Annotated in this window: 14 protein-coding genes; 7 read left to right on the top strand and 7 right to left on the bottom strand. The window is 74.4% G+C overall.

Annotated elements, in window-relative coordinates:
- Positions 1 to 17: 17 nt before the first annotated feature.
- From ACH4PY_RS29710 to dmpG, 3 genes are read left to right on the top strand one after another with little or no spacing between them, the layout of a single operon-like run.
- A complete protein-coding gene (locus tag ACH4PY_RS29710) occupies positions 18 to 827 on the top strand; it encodes a 2-keto-4-pentenoate hydratase (RefSeq protein WP_398189650.1) in 810 nt (269 codons plus the stop codon).
- Positions 824 to 1777, top strand: coding sequence for an acetaldehyde dehydrogenase (acetylating) (locus tag ACH4PY_RS29705; protein WP_398189648.1), 954 nt, complete (start codon positions 824 to 826; stop codon positions 1775 to 1777). The genes ACH4PY_RS29710 and ACH4PY_RS29705 overlap by 4 nt, the downstream gene beginning before the upstream one ends.
- Positions 1774 to 2781, top strand: coding sequence for a 4-hydroxy-2-oxovalerate aldolase (gene dmpG / locus ACH4PY_RS29700; protein WP_398189645.1), 1008 nt, complete (start codon positions 1774 to 1776; stop codon positions 2779 to 2781). Before ACH4PY_RS29705 ends, dmpG begins: the two co-directional genes overlap by 4 nt.
- Positions 2782 to 2847: 66 nt before the next feature.
- Here the strand turns inward: dmpG and ACH4PY_RS29695 are convergent, their stop codons facing one another.
- From ACH4PY_RS29695 to ACH4PY_RS29680, 4 genes are all read right to left on the bottom strand, one after another.
- Complete coding sequence (locus ACH4PY_RS29695; protein ID WP_398189641.1) at positions 2848 to 4611, bottom strand: FAD-dependent oxidoreductase; 1764 nt, start codon at positions 4609 to 4611, stop codon at positions 2848 to 2850.
- 68 nt (positions 4612 to 4679) lie between these two features.
- Positions 4680 to 5522 (bottom strand): alpha/beta fold hydrolase, encoded by an 843-nt coding sequence (locus ACH4PY_RS29690; RefSeq protein ID WP_398189639.1) that lies wholly within the window; start codon positions 5520 to 5522, stop codon positions 4680 to 4682.
- Positions 5522 to 6463 carry a VOC family protein gene (locus ACH4PY_RS29685; RefSeq protein WP_398189636.1) on the bottom strand — a complete coding sequence of 314 codons (942 nt, stop codon included), beginning with the start codon at positions 6461 to 6463 and terminating at the stop codon, positions 5522 to 5524. The genes ACH4PY_RS29690 and ACH4PY_RS29685 overlap by 1 nt, the downstream gene beginning before the upstream one ends.
- An 80-nt stretch (positions 6464 to 6543) precedes the next feature.
- Positions 6544 to 8109: a bifunctional 3-(3-hydroxy-phenyl)propionate/3-hydroxycinnamic acid hydroxylase gene (locus ACH4PY_RS29680; RefSeq protein ID WP_398189633.1), complete on the bottom strand. Its 1566-nt coding sequence runs from the start codon at positions 8107 to 8109 to the stop codon at positions 6544 to 6546.
- Positions 8110 to 8268: 159 nt separating this feature from the next.
- Between ACH4PY_RS29680 and ACH4PY_RS29675 the strand changes: the two genes are divergently transcribed.
- Complete coding sequence (locus ACH4PY_RS29675) at positions 8269 to 8919, top strand: TetR/AcrR family transcriptional regulator (protein ID WP_398189631.1); 651 nt, start codon at positions 8269 to 8271, stop codon at positions 8917 to 8919.
- Between the two features lie 36 nt (positions 8920 to 8955).
- On the opposite strand, the gene ACH4PY_RS29670 is transcribed toward ACH4PY_RS29675, so the two are convergent.
- Together ACH4PY_RS29670 and ACH4PY_RS29665 are read right to left on the bottom strand one after the other, a co-directional pair.
- Positions 8956 to 9195 (bottom strand): hypothetical protein, encoded by a 240-nt coding sequence (locus ACH4PY_RS29670; RefSeq protein ID WP_398189629.1) that lies wholly within the window; start codon positions 9193 to 9195, stop codon positions 8956 to 8958.
- A gap of 232 nt (positions 9196 to 9427) precedes the next feature.
- Positions 9428 to 9619 (bottom strand): ArsR/SmtB family transcription factor, encoded by a 192-nt coding sequence (locus ACH4PY_RS29665; RefSeq protein WP_398189626.1) that lies wholly within the window; start codon positions 9617 to 9619, stop codon positions 9428 to 9430.
- On the opposite strand from ACH4PY_RS29665, the gene ACH4PY_RS29660 reads away from it, so the two are divergent.
- Both ACH4PY_RS29660 and ACH4PY_RS29655 read left to right on the top strand, forming a co-directional pair.
- Positions 9618 to 11327 carry an MFS transporter gene (locus tag ACH4PY_RS29660; RefSeq protein ID WP_398189623.1) on the top strand — a complete coding sequence of 570 codons (1710 nt, stop codon included), beginning with the start codon at positions 9618 to 9620 and terminating at the stop codon, positions 11325 to 11327. The genes ACH4PY_RS29665 and ACH4PY_RS29660 overlap by 2 nt on opposite strands.
- 40 nt (positions 11328 to 11367) lie before the next feature.
- Positions 11368 to 12291: a glycoside hydrolase family 5 protein gene (locus tag ACH4PY_RS29655; RefSeq protein ID WP_398189620.1), complete on the top strand. Its 924-nt coding sequence runs from the start codon at positions 11368 to 11370 to the stop codon at positions 12289 to 12291.
- A 10-nt stretch (positions 12292 to 12301) separates the two neighbouring features.
- Here ACH4PY_RS29655 and ACH4PY_RS29650 read toward each other — a convergent pair whose 3' ends face one another.
- Positions 12302 to 12841, bottom strand: coding sequence for a hypothetical protein (locus ACH4PY_RS29650; RefSeq protein ID WP_398189617.1), 540 nt, complete (start codon positions 12839 to 12841; stop codon positions 12302 to 12304).
- 304 nt (positions 12842 to 13145) lie between these two features.
- Between ACH4PY_RS29650 and ACH4PY_RS29645 the strand changes: the two genes are divergently transcribed.
- On the top strand, positions 13146 to 15092 hold the full coding sequence (locus ACH4PY_RS29645; RefSeq protein WP_398189615.1) for a hypothetical protein: 1947 nt from the start codon (positions 13146 to 13148) through the stop codon (positions 15090 to 15092).
- Positions 15093 to 15124 lie beyond the last annotated feature (32 nt).

Raw genomic sequence — 15124 nt, 5'->3', positions numbered from 1 at the left:
ATGCGAGCCTGAGCGGCATGACCGACAACCCTGTGGCCACGGATGCCGTGGCCGAGGCGGCCGACCGGCTCCTTCGCGCTCAGGCCGGCGGCACGCCGTGCCCGCCCGTGCGGGACCTGATCGGCCGCGACGACGTGACGGCCGCCTACGCCGTCCAGCAGTTTCTCACCCGGGCCCGGCTGGCCGCGGGCGAGCACGTGGTGGGCCGCAAGATCGGCCTCACCTCGCCGGCGGTGCAGGCCCAGCTCGGCGTGGACCAGCCCGACTTCGGCGTGCTCTTCGACACCATGAGGTACGAGGACGGCGCCGCCGTCCCGGCCGCCGCGGTGCTCCAGCCGCGCGCGGAGGCGGAGATCGCCTTCGTGCTGGGCGCGGACCTCGCCGACGGCGAGCTGTCCGTGGATCAGGTCCGCGCCGCGGTCGATCACGCCGTGGCCGCCATCGAGATCTGCGGCAGCCGGATCGCGGGCTGGGACATCAGCTTCGCCGACACGGTCGCCGACAACGCCTCGGGCGGCGCCTTCGTGCTGGGCCCGGACCGCCTGGACCTCGCCGACTTCGAGCCGCGGGACGCGGTGATGACGCTGGAGGTGGACGGCGAGCAGGTCTCCGCCGGCACCGGCACGGCCTGCCTGGGCGACCCGCTGCGGGCCGTGCGGTGGCTGGCCCGGCAGGCGCGCGCGCTCGGCGACCCGCTGCGGGCGGGCCAGGTGATCCTGTCCGGCGCGCTCGGCCCGATGGTGCCGGTCGCGCCCGGGAGCACGGTACGGGCCACGGTCGCGCCGCTCGGCACGGCCTCCTTCACCCTCGCAGAGGAGCAGCGATGACGGCCGCGCCGCGCACGAAGGTCGCGATCATCGGTTCCGGCAACATCGGCACGGACCTGATGATCAAGGTGATGCGCACCTCGCAGCATCTGGAGATGGGCGCGATGGTCGGTATCGACCCCGCGTCCGACGGTCTCGCGCGGGCCCGCCGGTTCGGCGTGGCGACCACCGCGGAGGGCGTGGAGGGCCTGGTCGCCCTGCCCGGTTTCGACGAGATCGGGATCGTCTTCGACGCCACCTCGGCGAAGGCGCACGTGGCCAACGCCGCCCGGCTGCGGCCGCTGGGCAAGCGGCTGATCGACCTGACCCCGGCCGCGATCGGCCCGTACGTCGTCCCGGCGGTGAATCTGGACGCGCACCTGGACGCCGGGGACGTCAACATGGTCACGTGCGGCGGGCAGGCGACCATACCCGTGGTCGCCGCGATCTCCCGGGTCGCCCCGGTGCACTACGCGGAGATCGTCGCCTCGATCGCCAGTCGGTCCGCGGGACCGGGCACCCGCGCCAACATCGACGAGTTCACCGAGACCACCTCGGCCGCGATCGTCGAGGTCGGCGGCGCCCGCCGCGGCAAGGCGATCATCATCCTCAACCCGGCGGAGCCGCCGCTCATCATGCGCGACACCGTCTTCGCGCTCGTCGAGGCCCCGACCGCGCAGCTGCACGAGCGGATCCGGGAGAGCGTCGGCGCGATGGTCGCCGAGGTCGCCGGGTACGTCCCCGGCTACCGCCTCAAGCAGCAGGTCCAGATCACCGCGATCGCCGCGGACCAGCCCGTGCACACGCTGCTCCCCGGCGGCGTGTCCCGCCCCACCCACCAGGTGTCGGTGTTCCTGGAGGTCGAGGGCGCCGCCCACTACCTCCCGGCCTACGCGGGGAACCTCGACATCATGACCTCTGCCGCCCTGCGGGTGGCCGAGCGCCTCGCCGCCGGGAAGGTGCAGCCGTGAGCACTCCGATCTTCATCCAGGACGTCACCCTGCGCGACGGCATGCACGCCGTACGCCACCGGACCACCCCGGACGACGTGGCCCGCATCGTCGCGGCGCTGGACGACGCGGGCGTGGACGCGATCGAGGTCGCGCACGGCGACGGCCTCGCGGGCGGCTCGGTCAACTACGGCCCCGGCTCGCACACCGACTGGGAGTGGATCGAGGCGGCCGCCTCGGTGCTCCGCAGGGCCCGGCTGACCACCCTGCTGCTGCCGGGCGTCGGCACCGTGCACGAGCTGAAGCGCGCCTACGACCTCGGGGTGCGCTCGGTCCGGGTGGCCACGCACTGCACCGAGGCCGACGTCTCCGCCCAGCACATCGCGGCGGCCCGTGAGCTGGGCATGGACGTCTCCGGCTTCCTGATGCTCTCCCACATGGCCCCGCCGCAGGAGCTGGCCGCGCAGGCGAGGCTCATGGAGTCCTACGGCGCGCACTGCGTGTACGTCACCGACTCCGGCGGCCGGCTGACGATGAACGACGTGGCCGCGCGGGTGCGCGCCTACCGCGACGTGCTCGGCCCGCAGACGGAGATCGGCATCCACGCGCACGAGAACCTGTCGCTGTCGGTGGCCAATTCCGTGGTCGCCGTCGAGAACGGCGTCACCCGGGTCGACGCCTCGCTCGCCGGGCACGGCGCCGGGGCGGGCAACTGCCCCATCGAGGCGTTCGTCGCGGTCGCGGATCTGTCGGGATTCACCCACGGCTGCGACCTGTTCAAGCTCCAGGACGCCGCCGACGACCTCGTCCGCCCGCTCCAGGACCGGCCCGTCCGGGTCGACCGGGACACCCTGACGCTCGGTTACGCCGGTGTCTACTCGTCCTTCCTGCGGCATGCCGAGAACGCCTCGGCGACCTACGGCGTGGACGTCCGCGACATCCTCATGGAGTGCGGGCGGCGCCGGCTCGTGGGCGGCCAGGAGGACATGATCATCGACATCGCCCTCACGCTGGCCGCCGGCTGAGCGGACCCGCGCACGGGAACGGCCCCCTCGGAGATCTCCGAGGGGGCCGTTCCCGTCACCGGCCGGTCAGCCGGCCGGGGTCTGGAGGATCGACCGCATGACGCCGAGCAGCGCGCCGGACGGGTCGTCGCCGCGCCCCGTGCTGCGCCAGCCGACGATGTGGTCGGGGCGGACCAGCACCGCGCCGTCCTCGCCGATGCCGCACACGTCGGCCCAGTCGCCGTAGCGGTCCTCGTAGGCGCAGCCGCGTCCGACGGCGACGACGTCGACGGCGACGCCCGTCTCCGCCTCGGCCCTGGCCGCGGCCTCCCGCCAGTCCGCGCCGCGCACCCCGGTCAGGAGGGTGAAGCGGCCGTGGCCGCACAGGTCGATCACGGGCACCTTGCGCTGCCCGTCGAGCAGCCACGCGTGCGGCAGGTGCCGGCCGGGGTAGGTGGTCGCGAAGTAGTGGATCTCCTCGTCCCGCGGCGCCGCCGGAGCGGGTTCCCCGTCCGTCACCAGGGCCGCGGAGCGGTAGTTCTGGTTGGTCTCCACGCCGTGCGAGTTGAAGCACAGCAGGGTGTCGCGCACCGCCGTGTCGAAGGCGGCGCGCACCTGCGCGCCCTCGGCGGTCGGGGCCCGCAGCGTCTCCAGCGCCGCGCCGAGCGCCTCGGGGCCCGCGGCGGGCGGCACCCGCAGCGCCATGAACAGCGGCGGGATCAGCCCGTTGCTGGCGGTGGCCCGCTCGACGATCTGCCGGGCGACCGGCAGCCGTTCGTCGCGGTAGGTCTCCAGCAGCCCGGAGCCGGCCTGCCCGCGCAGCACCAGGGCGAGCTTCCAGCACAGGTTGAAGGCGTCCTGGATGGAGGTGTTGGAGCCCAGGCCGTTCATCGGCGAGTGCCGGTGGACGGCGTCGCCCGCGCAGAAGACCCGCCCGGCGGTGTTGTCGGTGGCGTGGACGTGGTTGACCGCCCAGGTGGAGATCGACTCGATCCGCACCGGGACGGTGTCGTCGCCGATGAGCTGGTGCACGATCGCCCGGCCGAAGTCGTCGGTCAGCTCGGGGGCGCCCTGCTCGACGTCGTAGCCCCAGACCGCCATCCACGTCGTCCAGGGGCGGACGGCGCGCAGCACCCCGACGCCGTTGCCGTCGTGGCCGACACCGGGCTGGACGAACCAGTACATGTCGCCGGGCCGGTGCGCGACCAGGTGCGTCAGGTCGGCCTCGAAGACGATGTTGATGGAGCCGCCGAGGCCCATCTCGCCCTCCAGCGGGATGCCGAGCTGCGACATGATCCGCGAGTTGCCGCCGTCGGCGCCGATCAGGTACTTCGACCGGATCAGGTACTCCTCGCCGGTCACCCGGTCGAGCACGGTGCTGGTGACACCGTCGTCGTCCTGGGTGAAGGACAGCAGCTCGGTGCCGGTCCGCAGGGTGGTGCCGCGGCGGGTCGCGGCACCCAGCAGGATCGGCTCCATCCGGTCCTGCGGCAGGTCGCACACCGCGGTCGGGCTGGCGAGGTCGTGCTCGGCCTTGAAGGTCGGGTGCGTGTACCAGGTCCGCAGCCGCCCGAGCTCGGTGCCGGTCAGGCTGGTCGCCCACACGTGCTCGCCCATGAGGTGCTGGGGCATCGAGGCGCGCTTGGCGTCGTCCTCGACGCCGAGGTCGCGCAGCACCTCCATGGTGCGCTGGTTGGTGATGTGGGCTCGCGGCGTGTTCGCCACCGAGCCGTGCTTGTTCAGCACGATCGCGCGGATTCCGTACGCCCCCAGAAGGGCGCCGGCGGCGGCGCCCGCCGGACCGGCGCCCGAGACGAGGACGTCGGTCTCGACGGTACGGGGATTGCTCATGGGTACTCCTGAAGGAACCGTGGGACCGCGCCGCCGGGCGCGTGGGCGCACCCGGCGGCGCGGGAGCATCAGTGGTGCGTGACGAAGTCCGTCACCAGGCGGTTGAACTCGTCGGCGTGCTCCAGCTGGGCCCAGTGGCCGCAGCGGTTGATGAGGTGCGCGCGGGAGTCGGGGATGTTCGCGGCGAGGAAGAGCGTGGACTCGAAGGAGACCACCCGGTCGTCGCGGCCGTGGATGAGCAGCGAGGGCGCGGTGATGCCCGCGGCCTTGGCCAGGTCGAGCCAGATCGGGATCGGCGCCCGGGGGGCCGCCGCCGCGATGTTGGCCAGGTGCTCGGGGCGCCGGAGCGCGGCCTTGGAGCGCAGCTCGCACAGTTCGGGGGTGGCGAAGCGGGCCTTGTCGTAGACCATGATCTCGACGAGCCGCCGCATGCCCTCGGGGGTGGCGTTCGTGTACGTCTCGTACATGATCTTCAGGCCCTCGGTCGGGCCGCCGCCCGCGCCGAAGAGGAAGGGCCTCATCTGGATCGGCGGGCCCATGGTGATCAGGTGCGAGACCCGCTCGGGGCGCTCGGCGGCGAGCCGCAGCGAGGTGTGGCCGCCCATCGAGTTGCCGACGAAGGCCGCCTTCTCGATGCCCAGCGCGTCGAGCAGCTGGCAGGCCGCCTCGACGTGGTCGAGGGTGCCGAAGTCCACCTCGTCGGAGTCGCCCCAGCCCGGCATGTCGGGCGCGATGACGCGGAAGTGCCGCGAGAGTGCCTCGATGTTCGGGGAGTAGTTGCTCCAGCCGGTCGCGCCGGGGCCGCCGCCGTGCAGCAGCACCACCGGGTGGCCCTCGCCGGCCTCGTTGTAGTGGATCCGCCAGTCCCGGGTCTGGACGTAACGGGAGATGTCGCTCTGCTGCAGGGCCATCAGTGGGCTCCTCCGGGGATCTGGTTGGTGAAGGGTGCCTGGCCGAGCAGGGCGTGCACGGCCTCCGGCGGGCGGTGGCCCCAGCTGTGCAGCCGGTCGAGGGTCCGGACCTGCCAGGTGTCGTCGTCGATGAGCAGCCCGCCCCAGCCGTATTCGACGGAGAAGCCGGACGGGGTGCGGACGTAGAAGCTGAACATGTGGTCGTTGGGGTGCATGCCGAGCGTCATCTCGAACGGCTGCTTCGCGTCCATGCACCGGTCGTAGGCCATGCCGACGTCGCGGATGTCGGTGACCTCGACCATGAAGTGGTGGGTCCGCTTGGGGTGCGGCATGTCGCCGAACGCGACGCTGTGGTGGCGCGGGTTGCAGTGCAGGAAGATCAGGTCCGCGACGATGCCGGGGGCGAGTTCCTCACGGATGATGTCGCTGATCCGGAAGCCGAGCAGGCCCTCGTAGAAGGCCATGTAGTCGGCGCGTGCGACGCCCTTGGACAGCAGTACCTGGTGGCCGGCGCCGCCGCTGCCGGTGACGAAGTCCCCGAGCAGGACGTCGGAGTGGAACGGGGTGGCGGCGTCGGCGAGGCCGGTGACCAGCTCGATGCGGTTGCCCATCGGGTCGGCGAGCCGCACGACGCGGTCCACGCGGCGGGCCGCGGCCAGCTCGGCGCCGCCCTCGGCGATCTCGACGCCGGCCTCGGCGAGCCGGGTCACGAGCGCGTCGAGGTCCTCGTCGGAGGCGACCTCGTAGCCGCTGACCGCGAGGTCGTCGGCCGGGCCCTCGGTAACGATCCAGCGGTGCGCCTTCTCGTCGGTGCGCAGCGTGAAGCCGCGCTCGGTCCTCTCGCCCAGCTGCATGCCGAGCAGGGTGGTGCCGAAGTGCTCCCAGTCGGCGAGGTCGCCGACCTCGTACACGACGTACGCGAGCTCTTTCACTCCGGTCATGACGGTGTCCTTTCGATCCGCGGGCGGGCGCGCGGACGCGCGGCGCCGCCCAGGTCAGTGGGGGCGTAGGGGCGGAGGGTTCAGAGAGCGGGGACGGCCAGGCCGCCCGGGTCGGCGGCGGCGACGAAGCGGTCCGGGCGCACGGCCACGGCCCGGACGCCGTAGCGGGCGAGCCACGGCAGCAGCACGTCGTCGAGGTCGACCAGGTCGCCGGGGCCTCGCGTGTACGCGGTGCGCGGGCGCACGGCGACGTAGGAGGCACCGAGGGCGTCCCAGTCCGCCCGCTCCTGCCCGGTGAGCAGCGCTGCCGGGTCGGTGTCCGCGCCGAGCAGCACGAAGCCGCGGGGCAGCAGGTCGTCGAGGCGGGCCATGACGCCGGTGACGTCGCCGCACACCGGCTGCGGCACCATGCGGCCGATCACGCTGGCGTCGCCCTGCTCGCCGCGCAGCCAGCCGCCGGTGAGCACCGGCGGGGCGGTCAGCGGCGGCTCCCACGGGGTCACGGTGTTCTCCGGGACCGCGTTCATCGCCGCGACCTCCTCCGGCGACGCCTCCTGCTTGATGACGCGGCCGAGGCCGACGGCCAGGCCCGTGTAGAAGTCGGCGCTGGGGCGGCGCTCGGCCTCGTAGGTGCCGAGCCACTCCTCGGGCAGCTGGCCGCGCAGCACGCCCGCGAGCTTCCAGCCCAGGTTGTGGGCGTCGCGCATGCCGGTCTGCATGCCGGCGCCGGCCCACGGGGGCATCAGGTGGCAGGCGTCGCCGGCCAGGAAGACCCGGCCGCGGCGCCAGGTCTCGGCGGCGCGCACATGGTGGCGGTAGAACGCGTGCTGGTGGATCTCGACATCGTCCCCGGTCACCCCGAGGGCCTCCAGCAGCGGCCACACCTCGGCGGCCGTCGGGAAGTCGGCCTCGGTCTCACCGGGCTTGAGCGGGATCTCCCAGCGGTGGTTCCCGGCCGAGAGCGCGATGTCGACGACCGGGCGTTCGCTGTCGGTCCAGAAGGTGAGGAAGTCCCGGTCCGGCCACCAGCGTTTGACGCGGCAGTCGATGACGACCCACAGCGTGTCGACGGTGTCGCCGAGCATCGGTATGCCGAGCATCTTGCGGGTGGGGCTGGAGCCGCCGTCGGCCGCTATCGCCCAGCGGGCGCGGGTGCGGGTCCCGGCGCCGGTCGCGCGGTCGCGCGCGGTGACGGTCACGCCGTCCGCGTCCTGCTCGACGGCGACCACCTCGGCGCCGTAGCGGACCTCCAGGCCGTCCAGTTCCTCGCCGCAGCGGCGCAGCTCGGCCTCCATGGCCGGCTGGTAGATGTTGTAGAAGCGCGGCTTGGTGTTGCGGGTGCCGAGGGTGGAGGGCGGGTGCTCGACGCGCATGACCTCCTGGCCGTCGTAGGTCGCCCAGCGCAGGGCCCGCTGCGGCTCGACGACCTTCTCGATCCGCTCGTCGATGCCGAGGTCCTGGAAGATCCGCATCGTCCAGTCGTTCACGGTCACGGCACGGGCCCGGGCGTGGATGTCCTGGTCACGCTCGAAGGCGGTGGCGCGGACCCCCCGGCGGGCCAGCGTCAGCGCTCCGACCAGGCCCGTCGGGCCGTAGCCGATGATCGCCACGTCCGTGTCGTATCCCGCGTGGGGGGTGTGCGTCATGCGAGCTCCAGTGATCGCTCTATCACTATTGGACCGACCGTTCCGTCCAATAGTGAACACGGTCATACGAGAGCGGCTTCTCGTCAAGAGGCCTGGGGCAACCTTTTTCGGGCACGCCTCCGGACACGGCCGCAGGTGGGGGCCCGTATGATCAACGGAATGGAGCGAGGATCGAAGGCGCCGAACGGCAACCGGCGCGGGCAGCGCTCACGCGGGGAGATCCTCGACGCGGCCGCGCGCGTCATGGCGGTACGCGGCTACGCGGGCACCACGATCTCGTCGATCACGACCGAGACCGGGCTGCCGAAGAGCGCGATCTACCACCACTTCCGCTCCAAGGGCGGGCTGCTCTCGGCGGTCATGGCGCGCGGCGCCCGGGACTTCTTCGACGCGATGCGCGCCGCGCACGCCGATCCGCCCACGGGCGGCACCCACCGCGAGCGGATGGCCTGGTACCTGGACCGCACGGCCGCCGTCTTCACGGCCAAGCCGGACTTCCTGCGGCTCCACATGCTGCTGATGATGAGCGACGAGGCCGCCGAGGCGGAGGTCGCCGAGATCAACCGGCAGGTACGCGAGGAGGGCCGCGCCTACATGCGCGTCATGATCTCCTCGGCCTTCGCCGACGAGGGCCCGCAGATCGCCGGAGCGGTCGCCGAGGAGCTGGACCACTTCGCCATAGCGGGCTTCGACGGGGCCTTCGTCAATTCCCAGACCGACCCCGAGCGCACCATCGCCCGCCAGATGTCCCATCTCACCGACGCGATGGTCGCCCTCGGCGACGCGGCGGCGGCGCGCCTGCGGGGGTGACGCCCCGGGCCGGACGGCCCGGGGCGCCGCTCCGGCTCAGTGCATCCAGAGCAGGTACAGGCCGTTGGTGCCGTACTCGCAGATGTAGACCGGCCCGTGCACGGGCGCGTACGCCTGCGCCTGGGCGACGCAGCTCTCGTTCGTCGGGAAGTACCCGAGGAACATGAACCCGCTTCCGGGCGGCGGCGAGGCCTGCGCCGCCGTGGTCGCGAGGCCGAGCCCCAGTACCGCGGTGGCGGCGACGGCGGCCGCGCGGGCGAGGATCTTGGTGCGCATGTCGCTCTCAACTCCTTCCAGGCAGGCGGATGCGCCTGCGGCTGAACCGGCAGGTGGAGGTGGTGCGTAGTGCGTGGACACTCGTGCGCGCGCAGCACGAAGCTTGGCCGGTGCGGAGGGGAGAATTCAATAGGTCCAGACCAATTGGTGAGGGTGGGGTGAGTGAGGCTCCCGCGCCCGCACCGCACGCCGCCGACACCGGCCGGGACACCCGGCGGCACGGGCGGGCGGCTCAGGAACCGGACGACGCCTCGCGGCCCTGCCGGACGGCGAGGTCGAGCAGCCCGGGGAGGCGGGCGTCGAGGTCCTCGCGGCGGAGCCGGTTCATGCGGCGGGTGCCCTCGTCACGCCGGCTGATCACCCCGGCCTCGCGCAGGACCTTGAAGTGACCGCTCCGGGTGGACCTGCTGACCGGCACGAACATGCCGACCCCGCTCCACCGCGGCTACGCGGCCAGGTTCGGCTTCTCGCCGCTGGTCGTCACGCTGATCTTCGCCGCGTACGTCGCCGCGCTGATCCCCGCCCTGCTGCCGGCGGGCCCCGCGGCGGACGCGGTCGGCCACCGCCGGGTGCCGCTGCCCGCGAGGGGCGCCGCCGCGCTCGGGTCGCTGCTGTTCGCCCTCGCCTCCGGCACCGGGTGGCTGTTCGCCGCCGGCGTCCTGCAAGGCGCGGCCTCGGGCCCGCTGACCGCCGCGCCGACCGACCTCGAACCCGCGGGCGACCGGCGCCGGGCCGCCCTCGTCTCCACCGTGGCGTCCGTGGGCGGCCTCGGCCTCGGGCCCGTCGTCGGCGGGCTGCTCGCGCAGTACGCCCCCGCGCCACGGGTCCTGCCCTTCGCGGTGGAGATCGCGCTGCTGGTCCCCGCCGCCGCACAACTCGCCGGCTACGCCCGTCCGGCGCGCCGGTCCGCGGTCACCGGCCTGGTGCTGCTGGCCGCGGGACTCGTGCTGCTCGCCCTCACCCGCACCGTGCCACCGCGGTCGGCCCCCACGCCGCCGTCCAGTGCTTCGCCCTCGCGGTCGCCGCGCTGTGCCTGCTCCTCCTCGTCGCCCTGGCCCGCAACGACCGCGCCGACCAGCGCGTTCCGCCCGGAGGGCGGGGCGGACGGTGTAACGCAGCGAGCGTGCGCGTCAAGCGCCATCCGCCAGGCGGGACTTCGCGGACACGCCCGAGGGGGTGCCCGCGCCGCGCGGTCCCGGCGGGCGCGGCCCTATGCTCCGCGCATGCCCTGGCCCCTCAGCCGTCCCGCGCTCGGTCCCTACCGCGACCGGCTCCAGCCCCCCGCTGCCGCGCGGGGCGGCGGGCTGCGGGTGACGTGGCTGGAGGTCTCCACGCTGCTGCTGGACGACGGCCGGACGGCGCTGATGACCGACGGCTTCTTCTCCCGCCCCGGCCTGCTGCGCTGCCTCACCCGGATCGCACCGGACGAGCGCGTGGTGCGGGACTGCCTGGCGCGGCTCGGGGTCACCCGGCTCGCCGCCGTGGTCTGCGCCCACACGCACTACGATCACGCGCTCGACGCCCCCCTGGTCTGCCGCCTCACCGGCGCCCGGCTGGTCGGCTCCGCCTCGACCGCCAACGTCGGCCGCGGCGGCGGGCTCCCGGAGGACCGGCTCGTGGTGCCGGAGGAGGGCGAGCCACTGGAGTTCGGCGCCTTCACGGTGACGCTGCTGGCCTCCCCGCACAGCCCGGGCGACCGCTTCCCGGGCACCGTCGACCGTCCGCTGGTGCCTCCGGCGCGGCCGCGCGCCTGGGCGACCGGCACGTCGTACACCGTCCACGTACGCCACCGCGGGCGGCCCCTGCTCGTCCATGCAAGCGCCAACTACCGTGCGGGCGCGCTGGCCGGGGTGCGGGCCGAAACCGTCTACCTGGGAGTCGGGGGGCTCGGGCGGCAAAGTGCACGGTTCCGGGCGGCCTACTGGGACGAGGTCGTGGCCGCCACCGGCGCGCGCCGCGTCGTGCCCGTGCACTGGGACGACTTCACCCGGCCGCTGGACCGCCCGCCGGTGCCGCTCCCCCGGGTCGCGGACGACCTCGCCGTCAGCATGGACTTCCTGCTCCGCCGGGGCGACGCCGACGGGGTGGACGTCGCCCTGCCGGTGGCCTGGCGAGCCACCGACCCCTTCTGACGCCCCTCCCGCACGGGTAGGGTGCCCCCGGGAGGCGCGGATGCGGCGGGGGCTCGGACGCGGGATCAATGTCGGCAACGCGCTGGACGCGTTGCCCGGCGGTCCCGAACTGCCGCTGGACGAGCGGTACTTCGACGAGATCGCGCGGGCGGGCTTCGACACCGTCCGGCTGCCCGTCCGGTGGTCGGCGCACGCGGGGAGCGCCCCGCCGTATGCGATCGACCCGGCCTTCTTCGCGCGGGTGGACGCGGGTGTGCGCGCCGCGCTCGACCGCGGTCTGAACGCCGTCGTGAACGTCCACCACTACCGCGAGATGAACGCCGACCCCGACGCCCACCTGCCCCGGCTCCTCGCCCTGTGGCGGCAGATCGCGGCCCGCTACGCCGGGCACCCCGACGAACTGGTCCTCGAGCTGCTCAACGAACCCGGCGACCGGCTCACCCCGGAGCGCTGGAACACCGTGCTGGCGCAGGTGCTCGCCGCCGTCCGCGCCCGTGACCCCGGGCGCACCGTGATCGTCGGCCCCGGCGAGCACAACGACCTGCGCGCGCTGCCCGCGCTCGTCCTCCCCGACGACGACCACCTGCTGGCCTGCGTCCACTACTACGCCCCCTTCGGCTTCACCCACCAGGGCGCCGGATGGGTGCGCGGCGCCGACCGCTGGCTCGGCCGCACCTGGGGCTCGGCCGCGGACGAGGACGCCGTACGCTCCGACCTGGCCCGGGCCGCGGCATGGGGGCGCGAGCACGGACTTCCGCTGCTGGTCGGCGAGTTCGGCGCCTTCTCGGCGGCGCCCATGGCCTCCCGGGAGCGGTGGACGGCCTTCGTCCGCGCCGAGGCCGAGCGGCTCGGCATGAGCTGGGCCTACTGGGAGTTCGGCACCGACTTCGGGGCCTTCGACCCCGTGCGCGGCGCCTGGCGCGAGCCCCTGCGGCGGGCCCTCCTCGGCGGCCCCGCCGGGTGAGGCGCGGCTCTCAGCCGCCGGGTGCGGGTGCGGGCGGCGGGGTGGGGCGGCCGAGCGTGAAGACGAGGCTCACCGGATCGACGCGGGCGGGCAGCACGGTGCCCTGGGCGGCGTCGCCGAAGCGGTAGCTGAAGACCTCCACCTCGACCTCGAACGGCTCGACGCCCGCGCCGCCGACCCGCAGCCGGAGCCGCACCTGCGGGTGGTCGTCGTGGGTGGGCGGGGCCGAGGCGACGGCGAGCACCAGCGCGGTCGCCTCCAGTCCGGCGGCGGCGAGCCGGAGCGTCAGCCGCCGCTCCTCCCGGGCGTTGGCGACGGTGGAGTAGCCGACGAGGAGGACGAGCACCCCGAGCGCCGCGAGCGCCCAGGCACCCCACACCAGGCCGCCGTGCGTCCCGCCCGCCCCCGTCACGGCGAGGACCACGCACACCACGGCGCCGGCGCACCCGGCCGCGGCCAGGAGCGCGCCGAAGACAACGGCGACGGCGGTGATCCCCGGCCCCTTGGGGTCGGGCAGCAGCGCGGGCGCGGGCGCGGTGGATGCGGGCACGGCGGCAGCGTAACGGCCCCGGCCCCCGCCGGTCTCCGCTTTCGCCGCCCGGCGCTGTGACCGGTCCCGCGCACCGCGCCTGCGCGGCGCCCCCCGGGCCCCTCGGATCTCTTCGGCCCCGCGAGGCATCTCGCCTCCCAGCCCGTCCTTCACTACCGTGAAACGCGCGTGCACTTTCCTGATCGGCGCTGCTCATCCCGGCCCGTCCGGCGACCGTCTGACGGTCGTTCGGGACCGTACGCCGCGGCCCGGCGGCGGGAAGGACCGGCGAACGTCCGTCCGACTTCCGAGGGAGATGATCTCCATGCTGGGGACGACGCACGGCAGACACCGGCTCGTGGCCGTCGCGGGCGTGCTCGCGCTCGCCGTCGGCGCGGGCGCGGCCGGTACGGGCCCGGCCCGCGCGGCGGCGGTCTGGGACCGCCAGCTCACGGCGACGACCGGGCTGTTCCTGGTCAACGGCCCCGACCATGCCGCGGCGCAGCAGTTCAGCACGGCCGCGACGCACGTCGGCGGCGTCAGCGCGTTCCTGGTGAGTAGTTCGCCGGTCGGCACGCTGGACGCGCAGATCCGCACCGACGTCACCGACCCGGCCACCGCGGTCGCGGACAGCCGGGTGGACCTCGCGGACCTCGGCGGCTCCGGCGAGGGCTGGGTCGACTTCCCCGTCGACGCCACGCCGGCCGCCGGGCAGGACTACTACCTCGTCGTGCAGGCGAGCGGCACGTCCGGCGACGTGGTGTGGAACGGCACCAGGTCCACGCTGTCCGGCGCGCTGCCGTCCTGGAACTACGACCCCGCCTACTGGGGCGGCTGGCACGCGTACGACTCCGGCACCCTGGCGACCACCCACGCCGCCTTCGGCATCGGCCTCACCGGCGCGGACGCCTGCGCCGCGGCCAACACCTGCTACCGGCCGGTCCCGGCCGGGATCCTCGCCGCGACCACCGCCGGGCTGCTCGGCAACGGGACGACGACGGTCTCGCTGACCCCCTTCGAGGCCTACGGCGCCTCCTACGTGTCCGGCAGCAACGTCCTGCGGCTGCCCGACGGCGACTGGCGCTACCTGCCGGACGGGGCGGCGCGGCCCGTGACCGTACCGGCCGGCGACCGCGGCGCCGCGGCGCAGATCGCCGCCTCGCGGGCCTGGCTCGCCTCCGGCACCGTGCCCGGCCGCACCCCGGCGGAGCGCGACGCGGCGGCCCGCGCCCTGTTGACACTGCGTCTGCTCACGCAGCCGGACGGGGCGGTCGCCGCCGCGTGGTACGGCGCCTGGACGTACTCGTGGCCGCGCGACAGCAGCTTCGCCGCCGCCGCGTTCGCCGCCACCGGCCACCCGGACGAGGCCTACCGGATACTCGCCTACAACGCGCGCACCCAGCTCCCCGACGGCACCTGGGACGCGCGCACCCGGCTCGACGGCTCCGGCCCGCCCGACTCCCGGCACTGGCAGCTCGACGCCAACGGCTGGGTGCCGTGGGCGGTCTGGGAGTGGTACGAGGCCGCGCCCCGGGCGCACCGCGACGGGATGCTGCGCGCGCTCTACCCGATGGTGCGGAAGTCCGAGGACTACGTCACCGGCTCGCTGGACGGCCAGGGGCTGCCGCCCGCCTCACCGGACTACTGGGAGATCGGCACCGACACGCCGAACATCGGCACCGCCGCCGCGTTGCTGTCCGGCCTGCGGGCCGCCGCCGGCCTCGCCCGCGTCACCGGGCACCCCTCCGACACCCGGGCCTGGACCGGCGCGGCGGACCGGCTGGCCGCGGGGATCGCGCGGGACTTCGCGCCACGGGGCTACCCGCGCACCGCCGACGGGCTGCACGGCCGGGACTCGGCGGTGACGTTCATGGCGCCGCCCTTCAACCGCCCGCCGGACGGACTGGCCGGCGCGATCGACGACACCTACCGGGCGCTGCTGCGCCCGAACGGCGGTGTCGTGCCCGGCGACGACCCCGCGCACCCCTGGGCGACCAGCTGGGGTCCCGAGACCGCCTTCTTCGCCCTCGCGTGGTCCGGCACCGGCAGGTCCGGCCAGGCCCGCCAGGTGGTGGACTGGCTGCTGGACCACCGCAACACGCTCGGCGAGCTGCCCGAGCAGGTCGACACGGCGGGCAACCCCGCGTCCGTGGTCCCGCTCGCCTGGACCGGCGCCGTCACCCTGCTCGCCCTCGTCCAGCTCGACGGGCACCCGCTGCCCGTCCCGCCGGACCCCTGCGCGCCCCCGTACCACGGGCACTGCCCGCGCTGACCGCCCGTCAGCCGCTCCCCCGCCGGGCTTGC

The organism is Streptomyces sp. NPDC021224, from assembly GCF_044332905.1.
Classification (GTDB): domain Bacteria; phylum Actinomycetota; class Actinomycetes; order Streptomycetales; family Streptomycetaceae; genus Actinacidiphila.
This window is presented reverse-complemented; position numbering and strand designations above follow the sequence as displayed.

What these genes read in the sequence shown, in the direction of transcription:
- ACH4PY_RS29690 (WP_398189639.1), bottom strand. Translation starts at nt 5,522, where the DNA reads ATGGCCCTGCAGCAGAGCGACATCTCCCGTTACGTCCAGACCCGGGAC.
- ACH4PY_RS29680 (WP_398189633.1), bottom strand. Translation starts at nt 8,109, where the DNA reads ATGACGCACACCCCCCACGCGGGATACGACACGGACGTGGCGATCATC.
- ACH4PY_RS29670 (WP_398189629.1), bottom strand. Translation starts at nt 9,195, where the DNA reads ATGCGCACCAAGATCCTCGCCCGCGCGGCCGCCGTCGCCGCCACCGCG.
- ACH4PY_RS29665 (WP_398189626.1), bottom strand. Translation starts at nt 9,619, where the DNA reads ATGTTCGTGCCGGTCAGCAGGTCCACCCGGAGCGGTCACTTCAAGGTC.
- ACH4PY_RS29685 (WP_398189636.1), bottom strand. Translation starts at nt 6,463, where the DNA reads ATGACCGGAGTGAAAGAGCTCGCGTACGTCGTGTACGAGGTCGGCGAC.
- ACH4PY_RS29675 (WP_398189631.1), top strand. Translation starts at nt 8,269, where the DNA reads ATGGAGCGAGGATCGAAGGCGCCGAACGGCAACCGGCGCGGGCAGCGC.
- ACH4PY_RS29655 (WP_398189620.1), top strand. Translation starts at nt 11,368, where the DNA reads ATGCGGCGGGGGCTCGGACGCGGGATCAATGTCGGCAACGCGCTGGAC.
- ACH4PY_RS29710 (WP_398189650.1), top strand. Translation starts at nt 18, where the DNA reads ATGACCGACAACCCTGTGGCCACGGATGCCGTGGCCGAGGCGGCCGAC.
- ACH4PY_RS29705 (WP_398189648.1), top strand. Translation starts at nt 824, where the DNA reads ATGACGGCCGCGCCGCGCACGAAGGTCGCGATCATCGGTTCCGGCAAC.
- ACH4PY_RS29645 (WP_398189615.1), top strand. Translation starts at nt 13,146, where the DNA reads ATGCTGGGGACGACGCACGGCAGACACCGGCTCGTGGCCGTCGCGGGC.
- ACH4PY_RS29660 (WP_398189623.1), top strand. Translation starts at nt 9,618, where the DNA reads ATGCCGACCCCGCTCCACCGCGGCTACGCGGCCAGGTTCGGCTTCTCG.
- ACH4PY_RS29695 (WP_398189641.1), bottom strand. Translation starts at nt 4,611, where the DNA reads ATGAGCAATCCCCGTACCGTCGAGACCGACGTCCTCGTCTCGGGCGCC.